General features: G+C 42.1%; 16 protein-coding genes. 4 read left to right on the plus strand and 12 right to left on the minus strand.

All coding sequences use genetic code 11. From position 1 onward, the window contains the following. Positions 1-26: 26 nt before the first annotated feature. From fabF to yceD, 8 genes are all read right to left on the minus strand, one after another. Positions 27-1,271 (minus strand): beta-ketoacyl-ACP synthase II, encoded by a 1,245-nt coding sequence (gene fabF, locus BCU68_RS01840; RefSeq protein ID WP_102563075.1) that lies wholly within the window; start codon positions 1,269-1,271, stop codon positions 27-29. A gap of 90 nt (positions 1,272-1,361) precedes the next feature. Then, entirely contained in the window at positions 1,362-1,595 is a 234-nt protein-coding gene (gene acpP, locus BCU68_RS01845; protein ID WP_017051317.1) for an acyl carrier protein, read from the minus strand. Between the two features lie 165 nt (positions 1,596-1,760). Beyond that, a complete protein-coding gene (gene fabG, locus BCU68_RS01850; protein ID WP_102563076.1) occupies positions 1,761-2,495 on the minus strand; it encodes a 3-oxoacyl-ACP reductase FabG in 735 nt (244 codons plus the stop codon). A 23-nt stretch (positions 2,496-2,518) separates the two neighbouring features. Beyond that, on the minus strand, positions 2,519-3,442 hold the full coding sequence (fabD, locus tag BCU68_RS01855) for an ACP S-malonyltransferase (RefSeq protein ID WP_102563077.1): 924 nt from the start codon (positions 3,440-3,442) through the stop codon (positions 2,519-2,521). Positions 3,443-3,556: 114 nt separating this feature from the next. Beyond that, complete coding sequence (locus BCU68_RS01860) at positions 3,557-4,510, minus strand: beta-ketoacyl-ACP synthase III (protein ID WP_102563078.1); 954 nt, start codon at positions 4,508-4,510, stop codon at positions 3,557-3,559. A 5-nt stretch (positions 4,511-4,515) separates the two neighbouring features. Continuing rightward, positions 4,516-5,541, minus strand: coding sequence for a phosphate acyltransferase PlsX (gene plsX / locus BCU68_RS01865; protein ID WP_102563079.1), 1,026 nt, complete (start codon positions 5,539-5,541; stop codon positions 4,516-4,518). A gap of 11 nt (positions 5,542-5,552) precedes the next feature. Further along, positions 5,553-5,723: a 50S ribosomal protein L32 gene (gene rpmF / locus BCU68_RS01870; RefSeq protein ID WP_017051312.1), complete on the minus strand. Its 171-nt coding sequence runs from the start codon at positions 5,721-5,723 to the stop codon at positions 5,553-5,555. 33 nt (positions 5,724-5,756) lie between these two features. After that, positions 5,757-6,284 carry a 23S rRNA accumulation protein YceD gene (gene yceD / locus BCU68_RS01875; protein WP_102563080.1) on the minus strand — a complete coding sequence of 176 codons (528 nt, stop codon included), beginning with the start codon at positions 6,282-6,284 and terminating at the stop codon, positions 5,757-5,759. Between the two features lie 149 nt (positions 6,285-6,433). On the opposite strand from yceD, the gene BCU68_RS01880 reads away from it, so the two are divergent. Then, positions 6,434-7,030 carry a nucleoside triphosphate pyrophosphatase gene (locus tag BCU68_RS01880; RefSeq protein WP_102563081.1) on the plus strand — a complete coding sequence of 199 codons (597 nt, stop codon included), beginning with the start codon at positions 6,434-6,436 and terminating at the stop codon, positions 7,028-7,030. 97 nt (positions 7,031-7,127) lie between these two features. Here BCU68_RS01880 and rluC read toward each other — a convergent pair whose 3' ends face one another. Then, complete coding sequence (gene rluC / locus BCU68_RS01885; protein ID WP_102563082.1) at positions 7,128-8,069, minus strand: 23S rRNA pseudouridine(955/2504/2580) synthase RluC; 942 nt, start codon at positions 8,067-8,069, stop codon at positions 7,128-7,130. A gap of 597 nt (positions 8,070-8,666) precedes the next feature. On the opposite strand from rluC, the gene rne reads away from it, so the two are divergent. The 3 genes from rne to cobO all read left to right on the plus strand — a co-directional run bounded on the left by rne (position 8,667) and on the right by cobO (position 14,236). Continuing rightward, positions 8,667-11,765, plus strand: coding sequence for a ribonuclease E (rne, locus tag BCU68_RS01890; RefSeq protein WP_102563083.1), 3,099 nt, complete (start codon positions 8,667-8,669; stop codon positions 11,763-11,765). Between the two features lie 189 nt (positions 11,766-11,954). Continuing rightward, on the plus strand, positions 11,955-13,511 hold the full coding sequence (locus BCU68_RS01895) for a SulP family inorganic anion transporter (protein WP_102563084.1): 1,557 nt from the start codon (positions 11,955-11,957) through the stop codon (positions 13,509-13,511). Between the two features lie 119 nt (positions 13,512-13,630). Further along, on the plus strand, positions 13,631-14,236 hold the full coding sequence (cobO, locus tag BCU68_RS01900) for a cob(I)yrinic acid a,c-diamide adenosyltransferase (protein ID WP_102563085.1): 606 nt from the start codon (positions 13,631-13,633) through the stop codon (positions 14,234-14,236). Positions 14,237-14,297: 61 nt separating this feature from the next. Here cobO and BCU68_RS01905 read toward each other — a convergent pair whose 3' ends face one another. From BCU68_RS01905 to atpG, 3 genes are read right to left on the minus strand one after another with little or no spacing between them, the layout of a single operon-like run. Further along, positions 14,298-14,741, minus strand: a complete 444-nt coding sequence (locus BCU68_RS01905) for a F0F1 ATP synthase subunit epsilon (RefSeq protein WP_102563086.1) — start codon at positions 14,739-14,741, stop codon at positions 14,298-14,300. Positions 14,742-14,758: 17 nt separating this feature from the next. Continuing rightward, on the minus strand, positions 14,759-16,144 hold the full coding sequence (gene atpD / locus BCU68_RS01910; RefSeq protein WP_102563087.1) for a F0F1 ATP synthase subunit beta: 1,386 nt from the start codon (positions 16,142-16,144) through the stop codon (positions 14,759-14,761). Positions 16,145-16,164: 20 nt separating this feature from the next. Continuing rightward, complete coding sequence (gene atpG, locus BCU68_RS01915) at positions 16,165-17,031, minus strand: F0F1 ATP synthase subunit gamma (RefSeq protein WP_102563088.1); 867 nt, start codon at positions 17,029-17,031, stop codon at positions 16,165-16,167. Between the last annotated feature and the right edge of the window lie 5 nt (positions 17,032-17,036).

Raw genomic sequence — 17,036 nt, forward strand, 5'->3', positions numbered from 1 at the left:
TAAAAACAAGTCAGAGTTGAGTCAAACTAGATTTTTTTGAAGATCAGACAGCCGTTAGTGCCACCAAAGCCGAAAGAGTTACATGCTGCATAAGTCATTTCTGTCTTACGTGCTGTATGAGGAACAAGGTCCACGCCTTCTAGCTCTTCTTCTGGATTATCTAAGTTTATGGTTGGCGGTACAATTTGATCAACCAGAGACATTGCCGTAATAATGGCTTCAGCAGAGCCTGCAGCACCAAGTAGGTGACCAGTCATTGACTTAGTTGAAGAGATTAGTACATTTGCAAATCCTTCTTCACCTAGAGCACGCTTGATGCCTTTAATTTCAGCAAGATCACCAGCCGGTGTTGAAGTACCGTGAGCGTTAACATACCCAACCTGTGAACCTGTTAGACCAGCATCACGCATTGCCGCTTCCATAGCTAATGCTCCACCAGAACCATCAGCACTTGGTGATGTCATATGGTAAGCATCACCAGACATACCAAAACCAACTAATTCACAATAAATTTTAGCGCCACGAGCTTTAGCATGTTCGTACTCTTCAAGTACCATCATACCTGCACCATCACCAAGAACAAAACCATCACGGTCTTTATCCCAAGGACGAGAGGCTCTTTGTGGCTCATCATTACGAGTAGAAAGTGCTTTAGCGGCAGCAAAGCCACCCATTCCTAACGGTGTTGATGCTTTCTCAGCACCACCAGCAAGCATAGCTTCAGCATCACCATAAGCGATCATGCGCGCAGCGTGGCCGATGTTATGTAAACCTGTTGTGCATGCTGTTGAAATGGCAATGTTAGGACCACGCATACCGCGCATAATCGATAAGTGGCCAGCTATCATATTAACAATTGTTGAAGGCACGAAAAAAGGACTGATTTTACGTGGACCTTTTTCAGTTAATGCTTGATGACCCGCTTCAATTAAACCAAGACCACCGATACCAGAACCAATAGCAACACCAACACGAGGTGCGTTATCTTCTGTAATCGTTAAGCCGGAGTCATCAAGAGCTTGAATACCTGCTGCGACGCCGTACTGGATAAATAAATCCATCTTACGAGCATCTTTTTTAGACATATACTCTTCGCAGTTAAAGTCTTTAACTAAACCTGCAAAACGAGTTGGGAAATTGGTGGTGTCAAAGTGCTCGATATCAACGATACCGCTTTGACCAGCTAGCAGGGCTTTCCAAGATGATTCTACATTGTTGCCTACCGGCGACAACATACCCATGCCAGTAACAACTACACGACGCTTGGACACGATTTTATTCTCCGGGAATTGAAATGATTTGAAAGGATTAAAGAAGGAAGATAAAACTCAGGCGGTCAATTGACCGCCTGAAGAGAAATATTACTGAGCGCTAGTTACGTAATCGATAGCAGCTTGAACAGTAGTGATTTTCTCAGCTTCTTCGTCTGGAATCTCAGTGTCAAATTCTTCTTCTAGAGCCATTACTAGCTCAACTGTATCTAGAGAATCAGCACCAAGGTCATCAACAAAAGAAGCTTCGTTTTTAACTTCTGCTTCATCAACACCTAGCTGTTCAATAATGATTTTTTTTACGCGTTCTTCGAGGTTGCTCATTTTTATTTTCCTTTACAGAGTTCGCTTTAATGCGATGTTTTCCGTAGTTTATTCAAACTTTTAAAAGTTGCAAGGGCGACGTTGCTGGTCAAACCACAATTTATGGAATTTTAACCGAATTTACATACAATATTGACCTAAATCATACACTGGGGAGTGTAAAATTTAAACCATGTACATGCCACCGTTTACGTGAAGTGTTTCACCAGTGATGTAAGCTGCCGCTGGTGAAGCCAAAAAAGCCACCGCTTCAGCAATTTCACGTGGATCACCTAAACGACCAGCTGGCACATTAGATAACGTTGCCGCACGCTGTTCATCATTTAGAGCTTTAGTCATATCAGTCTCGATAAAGCCCGGAGCAACCGTATTAACCGTTACCCCTCGAGAAGCGACTTCACGAGCCATTGATTTAGTAAAACCAATCACACCTGCTTTCGCTGCAGCATAGTTTGCTTGACCAGGGTTACCCATAGTACCAACAACTGAGCCTACGTTAACAATACGACCATTGCGTTTCTTCATCATACCACGAAGTACAGCTTTAGATAGACGGAAAATCGAAGTTAAATTCGTATCCATAATATCTGTCCACTCGTCATCTTTCATGCGCATTAGAAGATTATCGCGTGTAATACCTGCATTATTAACTAAAATATCAATGGCACCAAACTCTTCAACAATCGCTTTTAACGTCGTTTCTATTGATGCTGGTTCCGTCACATTAAGCGCAAAGCCTTTGCCATTTGCTCCTAAATACTCACTGATAGCAAGTGCACCATGATCGCTTGTTGCTGTACCGATTACCGTCGCGCCACGCTCAACTAAAAGCTCAGCAATTGCACGACCAATACCACGGCTTGCACCAGTAACCAGTGCAATTTTGCCTTGTAAATTCATATTTATTCCCTATAAGAACATGACTATTTTGCTGCGTCTAGTGATGCTACATCATTAACAGGGGCAGCAGTAAGCGCCTTAACAATACGCTTAGTTAACCCTGTCAGAACCTTTCCTGGACCTAACTCAAACAATTTAACCACACCTTGAGCATGCATTTTTTCTACCGCTTCTGTCCAACGAACAGGGCTATGCAGTTGACGCACTAATGCATCTTTAATTTTGGCAGGATCAGTTTCTGCTGCTACATCTACGTTATTAATAACAGGGATAGATGGCGCATTAAATTCAATACTTTCTAACGCGATAGCTAGCTTATCGGCTGCTGGCTGCATTAATGCACAATGTGAAGGCACAGAAACAGGTAGAGGTAATGCACGTTTTGCGCCAGCTTCTTTACATAATACACCTGCACGTTCAACCGCGGCTTTATTACCAGCGATAACAACTTGACCTGGTGAGTTAAAGTTAACTGGAGAAACGACTTCACCTTGCGCTGCATCTTCACAAGCTTTTGCAATAGCAGCATCATCTAAGCCGATAATTGCGAACATTGCACCAACACCCGCTGGTACGGCTTCTTGCATTAATTGGCCACGAAGCTCAACGAGCTTAATCGCTTCTTTAAAGTCAATCACACCCGCACACACTAGTGCAGAATACTCACCTAAGCTATGACCTGCAAGGTTCGCTGGTTGCGCTAAACCTTGCTCTTGCCATACACGCCAAATCGCAACTGAAGAAGCTAGCAGCGCAGGTTGAGTTCGATGAGTTTGGTTTAGATCTTCCACTGGGCCCGCTTGAACTAGAGCCCAAAGATCGTAACCTAAAACCTCTGAAGCTTCGGCAAAAGTTTGTTTTACAACATCATATTGCTCGCCTAGCTCAGCAAGCATACCAAGAGCTTGAGAGCCTTGACCTGGAAATACGACAGCAAACGTATTCATAAATATTCTTCCTTTAAAAATGCTTAAGATAGGTAAGTATCAAAAAAGCTTGAGCTTATATTTAAGCCAATGAGCCGAGATAAGTTACTCACCTATTTACAATCATTAATGATCTTAAAATTTAACCAGCGCAGAGCCCCAAGTGAACCCGCCACCAAACGCTTCTAGTAGTAAAGTTTGACCACGCTGAATGCGACCATCACGTACGGCTTCATCTAATGCCGTAGGAACGGTCGCAGCTGAAGTATTACCGTGTCGGTCAAGGGTAATAACCACTTGATCAAGTGACATCGATAACTTCTTCGCTGTCGCTGAAATAATACGATAATTGGCTTGATGCGGAACTAACCAATCTAGTTCCGATTTATCCATATTATTCGCTTCAAGTGTATCTTTAACAAGGCGCGATAACTGCGTCACAGCGACTTTAAATACTTCATTACCAGCCATGTGTAACCAATGATCGACATTGGTTTTATCACGGCTTGGCGTTGGTAGACTTAAAAGTTCGCCAAAACGACCATCTGAGTAGATGTGAGTCGATATGATACCTGGCTCTTCACTTGCACCAATCACAACTGCACCTGCTGCATCACCAAACAAGATAATGGTTGAGCGATCCGTTGGATCACATGTCTTAGATAATGCATCAGCACCAACAACAAGAACGTTTTTACACATTCCAGATTTAATATGTTGATCAGCGACAGATAATGCATAAACAAAACCAGAACAAGCTGCGGCTAAATCAAATGCTGGGCAACCTTTTATCTCTAATTGTGCTTGCAACTGACAGGCAGAAGAAGGAAAGCTATGGCTAGCGCTCGTGGTCGCAACAATGATTAGGTCAATATCATCATTATTGATACCGGCCATTTCAATTGCATTTACCGAAGCATGGTAAGCCATATCAGCAACGGTTTCACCTTCTGCTGCAATGCGGCGTTCTTTTATACCCGTTCGAGCAACGATCCATTCATCATTGGTCTCCACCATTTTCTCTAAGTCTGCGTTTGTTCGCACCTGAGATGGCAAATAGCTGCCAGTACCTAAAATTTTGCTATGCATAAAGACTAATAATGCCTCTCGAGTAAAACCGCTTCCAAACGATCGCTAATGCGACTTGGTATTTGTTCTCTGACTTCATGTACTGCTTCACCGATTGCATTCACAACGGCTGAAATATCAGCACTTCCGTGACTTTTGATAACAATACCTCGCAATCCTAACAAACTTGCGCCGTTATACTGGTCGGGGTTCAATGTTTTTAATTCAGTAAATAACTCAGAAAATAATATTCTTGCAATCCAACCCTTTAGTGATGAAGCCATCATGCTCGATTTTAGCTTATCAATAAAAAGTTGAGCCGTCCCTTCGCAGGTTTTTAAACAGATATTACCCACAAAGCCGTCGCATACAATGACATCAGCCACCCCTTGAAGCAGCTGATTACCTTCAATATAACCGATGTAGTCCACAGATTCACTCTGTGAAAGCATTTCAGCACAGCGTTTGACTAAATCATTACCTTTAATCTCTTCAGCGCCAATATTTAAAATAGCAACGCGAGCTGGGCGAGAAAGGTGCTGTTCTGCAAGAGCACTACCCATGATGGCAAATTGAAATAGAGAGTCAGCATCACTCGATACATTTGCACCAAGATCAAGCATCCAAGTTTTTTGACCAGAAGAAGTTGGCAAAGATGAGACAAGCGCAGGACGGTCAATACCAGGTAAAAGCTTTAATCGAAAACGTGATAATGCCATTAAAGCACCAGTATTTCCGGCACTAACACAGGCATCCGCTTGATGGGATTCCACGGCATCGATGGCCAAACGCATGGAGCTACCTTGGCTATTACGTAATGCTAAAGAAGGCTTTTCTGAATTGGAGATGGTTCGCTCGGTATGCTGCACACTCAATCGAGGGTGAGAAGCTAGACCAAGTCGCGATAGTTGAGGCGTGATCAAATCTTGATCACCAATAATAATCACTTTTAGCTCTGGGAAATGTGACAATGCCTGCACGGCGGCAGGCACTGTAACGCGAGGACCAAAGTCCCCGCCCATTGCATCAAGTGCAACGGTAATACTTTGCAAAGGAATCAACCTTACTTGTTGATAACCTTTTTGCCACGGTAGTAACCGTCAGCAGTCACGTTGTGACGTAGGTGAGTTTCACCTGAAGTTGCGTCTACAGAAAGTGCAGCTGTAGTTAGTGCATCATGTGAACGACGCATGCCACGCATTGAACGTGATTTTTTGCTCTTTTGTACGGCCATTGACCCTACTCCTTTGTCTTAGCTTTAAGCAAATTAACGCTTTAAACTTTTTAAAACATCGAATGGATTCGGCTTTTCATCTTCCAAAATTTCTTCTGGAAGTTCACCAAATACCAAGTTATTTGAGTTAACGCTACATTCCGCAGTATCGTGCATTGCTATTTGTGGCAATTCAAGGATGAACTCGTCTTCAACTAACTTAATGATGTCTAGCTCACCGTACTCGTTTAGATCTACCAAATCATACTCTTCCGGGGCTTCTTCTTCACTCTTCTCGCTGTAAACAGGAGTACAAGTAAAGTCGACTTCACACAAATGTGTGTAGACTTCATTGCAGCGCTGACACTCTAAATCGACTTCGACGTTAGCTTTACCAGAGATAACGACTAATCGCTGTTCATCAAGCCCAAATGACAATGAGACTTGTGCGTCGCGTTTGACGCTTACGACTGTCTGACTTAAACGCTTAAAAAGACTGACTTGGATGATACCATCGAAATCAAGACGTTTCTGAGCATTTTTGGCAGGATCAACCGTTCGCGGTAATTTTACCTTTTGCATAGGGCGCGAATATTATCTTCCAAAATGTATTTAGTCAAAGGAAAAGGGAAAAAAAATGTACATTTCCACTCATCCCACAAAGAGAATTAGGATCGCAATCATAAGTTCATATATGCTAAACCATAGACTCACTAAGATTGTAAATTAAAATGAAAAATTACCAACTAGTTTTAGCGTCAACTTCACCTTTTCGTCAACAATTACTAAATAAACTGGCTCTGCCCTTTAAAACACTAGAGCCCAACTGTGATGAAACGCCATTTGCAGGCGAAACACCAATCGAATTAGTGCAGCGATTAGCAGAGAATAAAGCTCGTTCTTGTACTGTTGATAAGCCAAGTTTAGTGATTGGCTCCGATCAGGTTTGTGTTATTAACGATCAAATAGTAGGAAAACCGCTCACACGTGAAAAAGCTATCGAGCAGTTACTGGCACAAAGTGGACAGCGCATCACTTTCTATACTGGGTTAGCGGTCTTTAACAGCCAAACCGGTCACTGCGATATCGAAGTTGATGTTTTCCATGTCCATTTCCGCTCTCTATCAATGGCTATGATTGAATATTACGTTGATACCGAGCAACCATGGTATTGCGCAGGTAGTTTTAAGAGCGAAGGTTTAGGCATCGCTCTGTTTGAAAAACTAGAAGGCAAAGATCCGAATGCATTAATCGGTTTACCACTCATCACTTTGATTGACATGTTAAATCAACAAGGCATTGACGTACTGAGTATAAATAACCAGTAAATCAAAGCTCTCACATGCCCTGGCAGCATCCATACTGACTCGGCATGTGAGACTAAATGTACGTGAATAAATCAACCAATAGATAAAGTGTCCCTAATTAAGCGCGTAATTTTTTCAAAGCGTACTCTAGTTTTGCTTCCATAGGCGCTGAAATATCCATCTTTTCTTCATTCGATGGATGGGCAAACTTAATATTAGCAGCATGCAAGAATAAGCGCTGCAAACCAACTTTTGCAGTATAAGCATCAAATCGACGATCACCGTAACGATCATCCCATGCAATTGGGTGACCAGCATATTGGCAATGCACACGAATTTGGTGCGTACGCCCTGTAATTGGGCTTGCTTGCACTAACGTAGCATGTTCGAACTTCTCTAGAATACGATAGCGCGTTTCTGATGCCTTACCCTGTGGGTTAACACGTACAATGCTGTTTACTTCATTTTTAAGCAGTGGTGCATTAATCACTTTACAAGTCGACTTCCACTGGCCCATAACAAGGGCAAAATAGTACTTCTGCACTGTTTTCTCTCTAAATTGCGCCTGTAAATGACGTAAAGCAGAGCGCTTTTTAGCGACTAATAAAATGCCCGACGTATCACGATCGATTCGGTGAACCAGTTCTAAAAATCGAGCATCTGGACGTAAAGCTCTTAGCGCTTCAATCGCACCAAACTTCAATCCACTGCCACCATGAACCGCAGTTCCTGACGGCTTATTTAAAATTAGCAGATGATCATCTTCGTAAATAATGCAATGTTCTAGCTCAGCGACTTTATTTAGCTTCGTACTTGGGACTTTATCTTGCGACTCTTCTTCCATTGTAACCGGAGGAATGCGTACAATATCGCCCGCTTGTAATTTGTAATCCGCTTTAATACGCTTTTTATTTACCCGCACTTCACCCTTACGCACGATTCGGTAAACCATGCTCTTAGGAATATTTTTTAATTGGTTGCGTAAGAAGTTATCAATACGCTGACCCGCCATATCTTCGTCAATATCGACTAATTGGACTTTCGTTCTTATTTCACTCATAGGGTCATTATATCACTCAAACAAGGCTTGCATCACATTTTCTTAAATTAGTATTTAAAGCGCAAAAAGTACAAAAGTTGGTGAGGAATCAATCAAATAGTAAAAAGCTATGTACAAAATCACGCTCTGTACATTGCAAATCATAAAATATACCGAATAAGTGAATAATAAACAGACACTTAAACCTTGAGAAAATACGACTCATATTAATTTTTTTTAGCGTTTATGCTAAAGCAGATTGCTGAGATTTACTTGCACTGCTATAGTTCACAGCTGTGATAGATAAACTGATTATATTTTATACTACATCACTTATCTTAAGCAAAAATGAGTAGATCACTTCGGAACAAATGCAGCAATTGGCGTCAGACATGATGTCCGAAGAATAATTGTCGCTCTACTCTCGTACACTCATGCTGAGTATTTCACCGCAAATCGCGGATCATAGTTAACCCTATGATGACTGACGTGCCCTCGAGCATCCCTTCCAGCCGGGAGGCTGCACACTTAGAGCCATGGGATCAGGCACCATGAGAAACGAACCAAAGCGACAAATCAAAAAATGAAATATAAAAAAAGACAACGAGAATTTCTAAAATGAAAAGAATGTTAATTAACGCAACTCAAAAAGAAGAGTTGCGTGTTGCTTTGGTGGATGGCCAAAGACTGTTCGATCTTGATATCGAAAGTCCAGGTCATGAATCTAAGAAAGCAAATATCTACAAAGGACGTATTACACGTATTGAACCAAGCCTAGAAGCTGCATTTGTTGATTATGGTGCAGAGCGTCATGGCTTCCTTCCTCTAAAAGAAATTGCACGCGAATATTTTCCTGCTGGCTACACCTACCAAGGTCGCCCAAGCATTAAAGAAGTGCTGCAAGAAGGTCAAGAAGTTATTGTTCAAGTTGAAAAAGAAGAACGTGGCAGCAAAGGTGCTGCCCTTACGACTTTTGTTTCTCTTGCTGGTAGCTACTTAGTTCTAATGCCAAATAACCCTCGTGCCGGTGGTATTTCTCGCCGTATCGAGGGTGATGAACGTACTCAACTAAAAGCGGCTTTAAGCACTCTTGAGCTACCTCAAGGTATGGGTCTTATCGTTCGTACTGCTGGTGTTGGCAAAAGTGCAGAAGAGTTAGAGTGGGATTTAAATGTTCTACTTAACCACTGGGGAGCCATTAAACAAGCTTCTGAGACTAACTCAGCACCTTTCCTAATTCACCAGGAAAGTAACGTTATTGTACGTGCGATTCGTGACTACCTACGTCGTGATATCGGTGAAATCCTAATTGATAGCAATACGATCTTTGAACGAGCTCAAGCTCATATTCAATTAATTCGTCCTGACTTCTTAAATCGTGTGAAAAAATACGATGGCGAAGTACCGCTATTTAGTCACTACCAAATCGAAAGCCAAATTGAATCGGCCTTCCAACGTGAAGTTCGCTTACCATCGGGTGGTTCAATCGTTATTGATCCAACTGAAGCACTGACTTCTATCGATATTAACTCTGCTCGTGCGACAAAAGGCAGTGATATTGAAGAAACAGCGCTTAATACTAACCTAGAAGCGGCTGATGAAATTGCACGTCAATTACGTCTACGTGACTTAGGTGGTTTGGTTGTTATTGACTTCATCGATATGACACCAGTTCGTCACCAGCGTGAAGTAGAAAGCCGTTTACGTGATGCTGTTCGCCTTGATCGTGCACGTGTACAAATTGGTCGCATCTCACGCTTTGGTCTATTAGAGATGTCTCGTCAACGTCTGAGCCCTTCTCTAGCTGAAGCAAGCCACCATATCTGCCCTCGCTGTACGGGTACAGGTGTTGTTCGTGATAATGAATCTCTAGCACTTTCTGTTCTACGTTTAATCGAAGAAGAAGCACTAAAAGACAACACGGCACAAGTACTTGCCGTCGTTCCTGTTCCTATTGCTTCTTACTTATTGAACGAAAAACGTCGCTCAGTAAACCACATTGAGAAGAATCAAGAAGTTAAGATTACTGTTGTTCCTAACTCCGATATGGAAACCCCTCACTTTGAGGTAATCCGTGTTCGTGAAGGCGAAGAGTTTGATCTTCTTTCTTACCTACTGCCGTTAAAACTTGATGCTTTAAAAGAAGCAGAAAGCAACGCTCCAGCTGATGTAGACATTAAGCCTAAGCGTATTGAAGAACCAGCATTAAAAGGTTTTGCTGCTCCTGCTCAATCTGCACCTATTGCGGCTCCAGCTGCAACTGAAAAAGAAAAAGCGCCTGAAGCAACAGCGCCAACACAAGCGCAACCAGGTCTTATCGGTCGTTTCTTTAAAGCTATCAGCGGCTTCTTATTTAGTGCATCTAAAGAGGAAGTTGTTGCTGATAAGAAAGTTGAAAAAGAAGCAACGGAAACAAAAGAGACACAAAACAACCGTCAACGTCGTGAGCGTAATGATAATCGTCGCCGCAATCAGCAGCGCGATAATCGTGATAACAAGCGTCGTCGTAAGCCAAACGGTCGTGATGAACAGAATGAGCAAGAAAAAGAGACGGCTCAAACTACTCGTCAGCAAAACCGTAAGCCAAAAAACAATGATCGTCGCCCTGCGAAAAAAGAAGACTCTGTTGCCTCTACAAAGCTTGCAGAACAAGGTCAACTTTTAGCTGCAGAAGCAAATGCTGCCGTTGAGAAAAAGCAACCTCAAGCAGCGAAGTCGGAAGAGAAGGCAGCTAAAATTAAAGAGCGCCGTCAACGCCGTAAAATGAATAAACAGGTTCGCGTAAAAGATCAACAAAAAGCTGCTCAAGCTGAAGAAGCTAAAGCGACTCAAGAGATCAAAGCACAACCTGAACAGCAGAACACCCACGAGCCAAAAGCTGCACAAGCAAAGAAAGTGGCTGATAAAGTAGAAACGGATATTGCTCAAGCAGAACAAACTGAGCAGGAAGAACCTAAACAACGTCGTAATCGCCGCTCACCTCGCCATCTGCGAGCAAGTGGTCAACGTCGTCGTCGTGGTCGTGATCGTAAACCAAATCCATTCCGTCTACGTAAAGGTGGCGTTGCTTCACCTGAGATGGCGATGGGTAAAGTTATGCCTCGCTTTGTGCCAAAAGCACACCACAATAAACCGGTTAAAGCACTAGAAGCAGCAGTTGTTAACGCACCTGTTGAAGCCATTGTTAATACTCGTATTGAAGAAGTGGCAGCAGTGATTCCTACTGGTGGTTTTGCTTTCCCTGAAATGGCGATGGGTAAAATCATTATTCGTCACGAAGAAAGCGCACCAGAAACAACGGAAAACTCTTTTGAAGTCGCTAAAGTTGAAGAAACGGTACCGCTTCAAACTGAACCTGCTGTTGAAACAACGGTAGAAGTCGAACCTGAAGTGGCTGTAGAAACCGTTGCAGAGACGAAAGTGGAAGCACCTGTTGAAGCGAATGATGTTACAGAAGTGAATAACACGATTGAACCGGCAGTTAAGCCTGTAATCGAACCTGTAATAAAACCCGTCATCAACACACCAAGCGCTAAGCCTACAGCTAAAGCTCATGCAGCAGCACCAATGGCAAAAGCAGCTGGTCCTCAAGATCTAAAAGAGATTGAGATTGTTGCTGCACCATTCCGAGCAGAACGCTACCAAGCAACAGGCGCAGGCAGTCAAGTTGCTCGCAGCCAAGCTGGTGCGAAAATGACAAAACCACAAAGTTATTAATATAAACTATTGATAGCGAATGAAGCGGGCTACTTTGGTAGCCCGCTTTTTTTTGTCCAAAAGCAATCTATAATCTTGCTATATGTATACTACAATTAGGTTTAGCAATTGAATTGAATGGTTATATTATGTAACATCGACACCACTTATAAAGAGTTTCTTCTCACCTTTTTACAATACTGAGTAAATATGTTCGAGTTCCCACAGTTTTCTAAACACTCCGTCAAAAACGATGTTCTATCTGGTTTGACCGTTGCCTTAGCACTGGTACCTGAAGCGGTTGCTTTCGCTTTTGTTGCTGGCGTTGATCCTATGGTCGGTTTATACGCTGCTTTTATTGTTGGCTTTATTACGTCCATATTTGGTGGGCGCCCTGGCATGATATCTGGTGCAACAGGTGCTATGGCTGTTGTTATGGTGAGCTTAGTGGCTACCCATGGGATACAGTATCTATTTGCCGCTATTTTATTAGCCGGTTTACTACAGGTGTGTGCTGGTGTTTTTAAATTGGGTAAATTTATCCGTATTGTTCCCCATCCTGTAATGATTGGTTTTGTTAATGGTCTGGCTATCGTCATTTTCTTAGCCCAACTTGGCCAGTTTAAAGCGCCGGATATGAGTGGTGCTCTAACTTGGTTACCTAGCGATCAGATGATATTGATGATTGGTCTTGTCTTGCTAACGATGTCCATTATTCATTTTTTACCTAAATTGACCACTGCTATCCCCTCTTCATTAGTCGCGATTATTTTTGTGACCTTATTAGTTCAACTGCTAGGGCTCGATACGCGTACTGTTGTCGATTTCTTACGTACCATGTCAGGTGACGACTCTGCAACTCTCGCCGGTTCATTACCAACCTTTTCGATTCCTGCAGTGCCATTAACTCTTGAAACACTGACAATTATCTTACCTTATGCGCTTATTTTAGCTGCTATTGGCTTAATTGAGTCGCTACTAACTTTGACCGTTTTAGATGAGATGACTAATACTCGTGGTCAATCAAATAGAGAATGTATTGGTCAAGGCTTTGCTAATATTACTTGTTCTATGTTTGGCGCTATGGGGGGGTGCGCGATGATCGGACAGTCTATGATCAACGTGAACTCAGGTGGACGCGGGCGCCTTTCTGGCATTGTTGCTGCTGTTGCTTTACTTGTCTTTATACTTTTTGCTTCTGGCTTAATTGAGATGATCCCTCTAGCTGCATTAGTCGGAGTGATGTTTATGGTCGTCATTGGTACATTTGAGTGGGCAACCTTTAAACTAGCTCGCCGCGTGCCAAAACAAGACTTCTTTGTTATTGTACTTGTTACCATTGTAACTGTATTAACCGACTTAGCCGTTGCTGTTGGTGTTGGTGTCATCGCTTCAGCACTAATGTTTGCTTGGCAGCATGCAAAACACATTTATGCTAGCAGCAGTATAAATGAAGAGGGTTCTAAAATTTATCAAATACATGGACCGATTTTCTTTGGTTCAACAGCCAACTTCTTGGAGTTATTTGATACCTATAATGATCCTGACGATATTATCGTTGATTTTGCCAACTCAAGAGTGACTGATCACTCTGCGATTGAAGCCATTGAAACCATTGCTGAGCGTTACCAGAATATTGGTAAAACCTTACATTTACGCCACTTAAGCCAAGACTGTCGAGCTTTGTTAGATAAAGCGGGTAGCTTAGTTGAAATCAATGTCAAAGAAGATCCAAGCTATAAGGTCGCTACTGACGTACTTGCTTAGTACATTGCTTAGTACATTGCTTAGTACATTGCTTTCTTAGCATAAAAAATTAAGAGCTTATGCAAATCAAATGCTAAGCTCTTTTTTGTACACAATATTTATTGATAAGGAATAACCCCATGCCCTCTCAGGATCATAAAGATAGCCGCCATAAAGCTAGGCAACAAAAAGTCAAAGAAGCTGTTGATAAAAAAATCGCAGCCGCTCAAATAGAGAAAGGCTTATTACTTGTTATTACAGGTGATGGTAAAGGGAAATCGACTGCCGGCTTTGGTGTCATTACACGTGCTATTGGTCATGGTCAGCGTTGTGGCGTCGCTCAATTTATAAAAGGAACATGGGATAATGGTGAAAAAAACGTTCTGGCAAGGTTAGGGGTTGAATTCCACGTGATGGCTACAGGGTTTACTTGGAATACTCAAGATAAAGCGGGCGATACCCTAGCTGCACAGAAAGTGTGGCAAGAATGTTTACGCATGTTGGCAGATGAAATGATTGATGTCATTTTACTTGATGAACTCACCTATATGGTCCTTTATGACTACATTGATCTAGATGAAGTACTCACTGCTTTAGAAAATCGTCCGCCTAATCAATCGGTTGTGATTACAGGTCGAGCAGCTCATAGAAGAATCATTGAAGCTGCTGATACCGTATCTGAAGTGAAAAGTATCAAGCATGCATTTGATTCAGGCATTAAGGCGAGAAAAGGCATCGACTGGTAAAAAAAAGCATGGAAATCATGACTGATTTTCATGCCTTTAATAAAGCGTTAGTTCGCTATGATTAACGACGAACTTGCTTACTCGTTAGCTCAATAACACGCAACTGTGCTAATGCTTTTGAGAGCTCTAAATGTGCCTGAGCGAAACTAACATCATCACCCATTTGCTGTATATTATTTTCTGCATCTTGGCGAGCCGCTTCCGCTCTTGCTTGGTCAATATCTTTACTGTGTAGTGCTGTATCTGCAAGAACGGTCACCACATCAGGTTGTACCTCTACCATACCACCTGATATATATAAGATCTCTTCTGGTTGTTTAAGATCAATAACAAAACTAGCAACACCAGGTTTAACCTTACTAATTAAAGGTGAATGACCAGGACGAATACCAAGTTCACCATCAGCACCAGAGATTGCTAATGCATGAGCATCCCCAGAAAACAAAGTGCCTTCTGCACTAACAATGTGCAACTTAAATGTATTTTCACTAACACCAATGGCCATACTCATTCCTTATCTTTTTATAAAGATTTTGCTTTTTCTAATACTTCATCAATAGATCCACAGTACAAAAAGGCTTGCTCTGGAATATCATCATACATTCCTTCTAATAGGCCTTTGAAGCCTGCAATCGTATCTTTAAGGGATACAAACACCCCTTTTTGCCCAGTGAATACTTCAGCAACATGATATGGTTGAGTTAAAAAACGCTCAACTTTACGTGCTCGAGATACTAGTTGCTTATCTTCTTCAGAAAGCTCATCCATGCCTAAGATGGCAATAATATCTTTAAGCTCTTTGTAGCGTTGTAGCATCATCTGAACGCCTTGAGCAATATCGTAGTGCTCTTGACCAACAAGAAGCGGATCCAATTGACGTGACGTTGAATCGAGTGGATCGATCGCTGGATACAAACCCAGAGCTGCAATATTACGCGACAAAACAACCGTTGCATCTAAGTGGGCAAAAGTCGTGGCTGGTGATGGATCGGTTAAATCATCTGCTGGTACGTATACCGCTTGAATAGAAGTAATTGAACCGGTTCTTGTCGATGTGATGCGCTCTTGAAGTACACCCATCTCTTCAGCAAGTGTTGGTTGGTAACCTACCGCAGATGGCATACGACCTAATAGTGCTGAAACCTCAGTCCCTGCTAATGTATAACGGTAAATGTTATCGATAAACAATAATACGTCTCGACCTTCATCACGAAAACGCTCAGCTATTGTTAAGCCAGTCAGAGCAACACGCAAGCGGTTTCCTGGTGGCTCGTTCATCTGGCCATATACCATGGCTACTTTATCAAGAACCCCAGCGTCTTTCATTTCGTAATAAAAATCATTACCTTCACGGGTACGTTCACCAACCCCAGTAAATACAGATAGGCCTGAGTGAGCTTTTGCAATGTTATTGATAAGTTCCATCATATTGACGGTTTTACCGACACCAGCACCACCAAACAAACCAATTTTACCCCCTTTTACAAATGGGCAAATTAGGTCAATAACTTTCACACCCGTTTCTAGCAATTCGGTACTATTTGCTTGTTCTTCATAGCTTGGCGCGCTGCGATGAATTTGATAGTTAGCTTTTTCACCAATAGGACCACATTCATCAATAGGTTCACCAAGCACATTCATGATACGACCTAGCGTTTCCTCACCAACTGGAACTTCTATTGCCCCACCCGTTGATTCAACTTTTAATCCGCGACGCAAACCATCCGATGTCCCCATGGCAATACAACGAACAATACCGCCACCAAGCTGCTGTTGAACTTCCAAAACAAGCGAAAGATCCCCACCATCGACCAAACGCAATGCATCATAAACACGTGGACCACTATTTTGTTCAAACTCGACATCCACAACAGCGCCGATCACTTTTACAATTTTACCAATACTCATTTTAAAACCTCGGAATACTTTTATACTGCTTGGGCGCCAGACACTATTTCGCTTAACTCTTGTGTAATTGCTGCTTGTCGAGCTTTATTATAAACCAATTGAAGATCTTCAATTAACTGGTCAGCATTATCTGTTGCAGCTTGCATTGATACCATTCTTGCCGCTTGTTCGCAGGCAATACTCTCTACCACACCTTGGAAAACCTGTGATTCGATATATCGCAGCATGAGCTCATCTAAAATCTCTTTAGGCGCTTGCTCATAGATATAATCCCAACGAGCCATTTCACCTTTGACTACTGGCTCACTACTTTTGGGATTGGGTAATAGCTGCTTTAATATTGGCTTTTGAACCATCGTATTGACAAATTCATTATGGACGACATATAAACGATCAATTTGACCTTCATTATAATGTTCCATCATTGCATTAACGGCACCTAGCAAATCTTGTAGTTTAGGCGTATCTCCCAATCCCGATGTTTGTGCAATGACATTACCCATTTTTTGAAAGAAACTGATTGCTTTGGCACCAATTAGTGTTGTATCTACTTCAACACCTTTCGCTTTCCATTGCTGCATATCTTGCATAACAAGTTTAAATAAGTTTGTATTTAAACCGCCGCACAAGCCTCGATCCGATGAAACAATAATGTATGCGACGCGTTTTACTTCTCGTTCCAACAAATATGGGTGTTGATATTCCAATGAACCTGATGATAAGTGACGAATAACACGACGCATGTTATGAGCATACGGTCTTGTTGCTTGCATATTATCTTGTACTTTGCGCATTTTGCTCGCAGCAACCATCTGCATTGCACTGGTTATTTTTTGCGTACTCTGCACACTAGCAATTTTACTGCGTATCTCTTTTGCATTTGCCATGGTCA

Source organism: Vibrio sp. 10N.286.49.B3, from assembly GCF_002873395.1.
Lineage (GTDB): Bacteria > Pseudomonadota > Gammaproteobacteria > Enterobacterales > Vibrionaceae > Vibrio.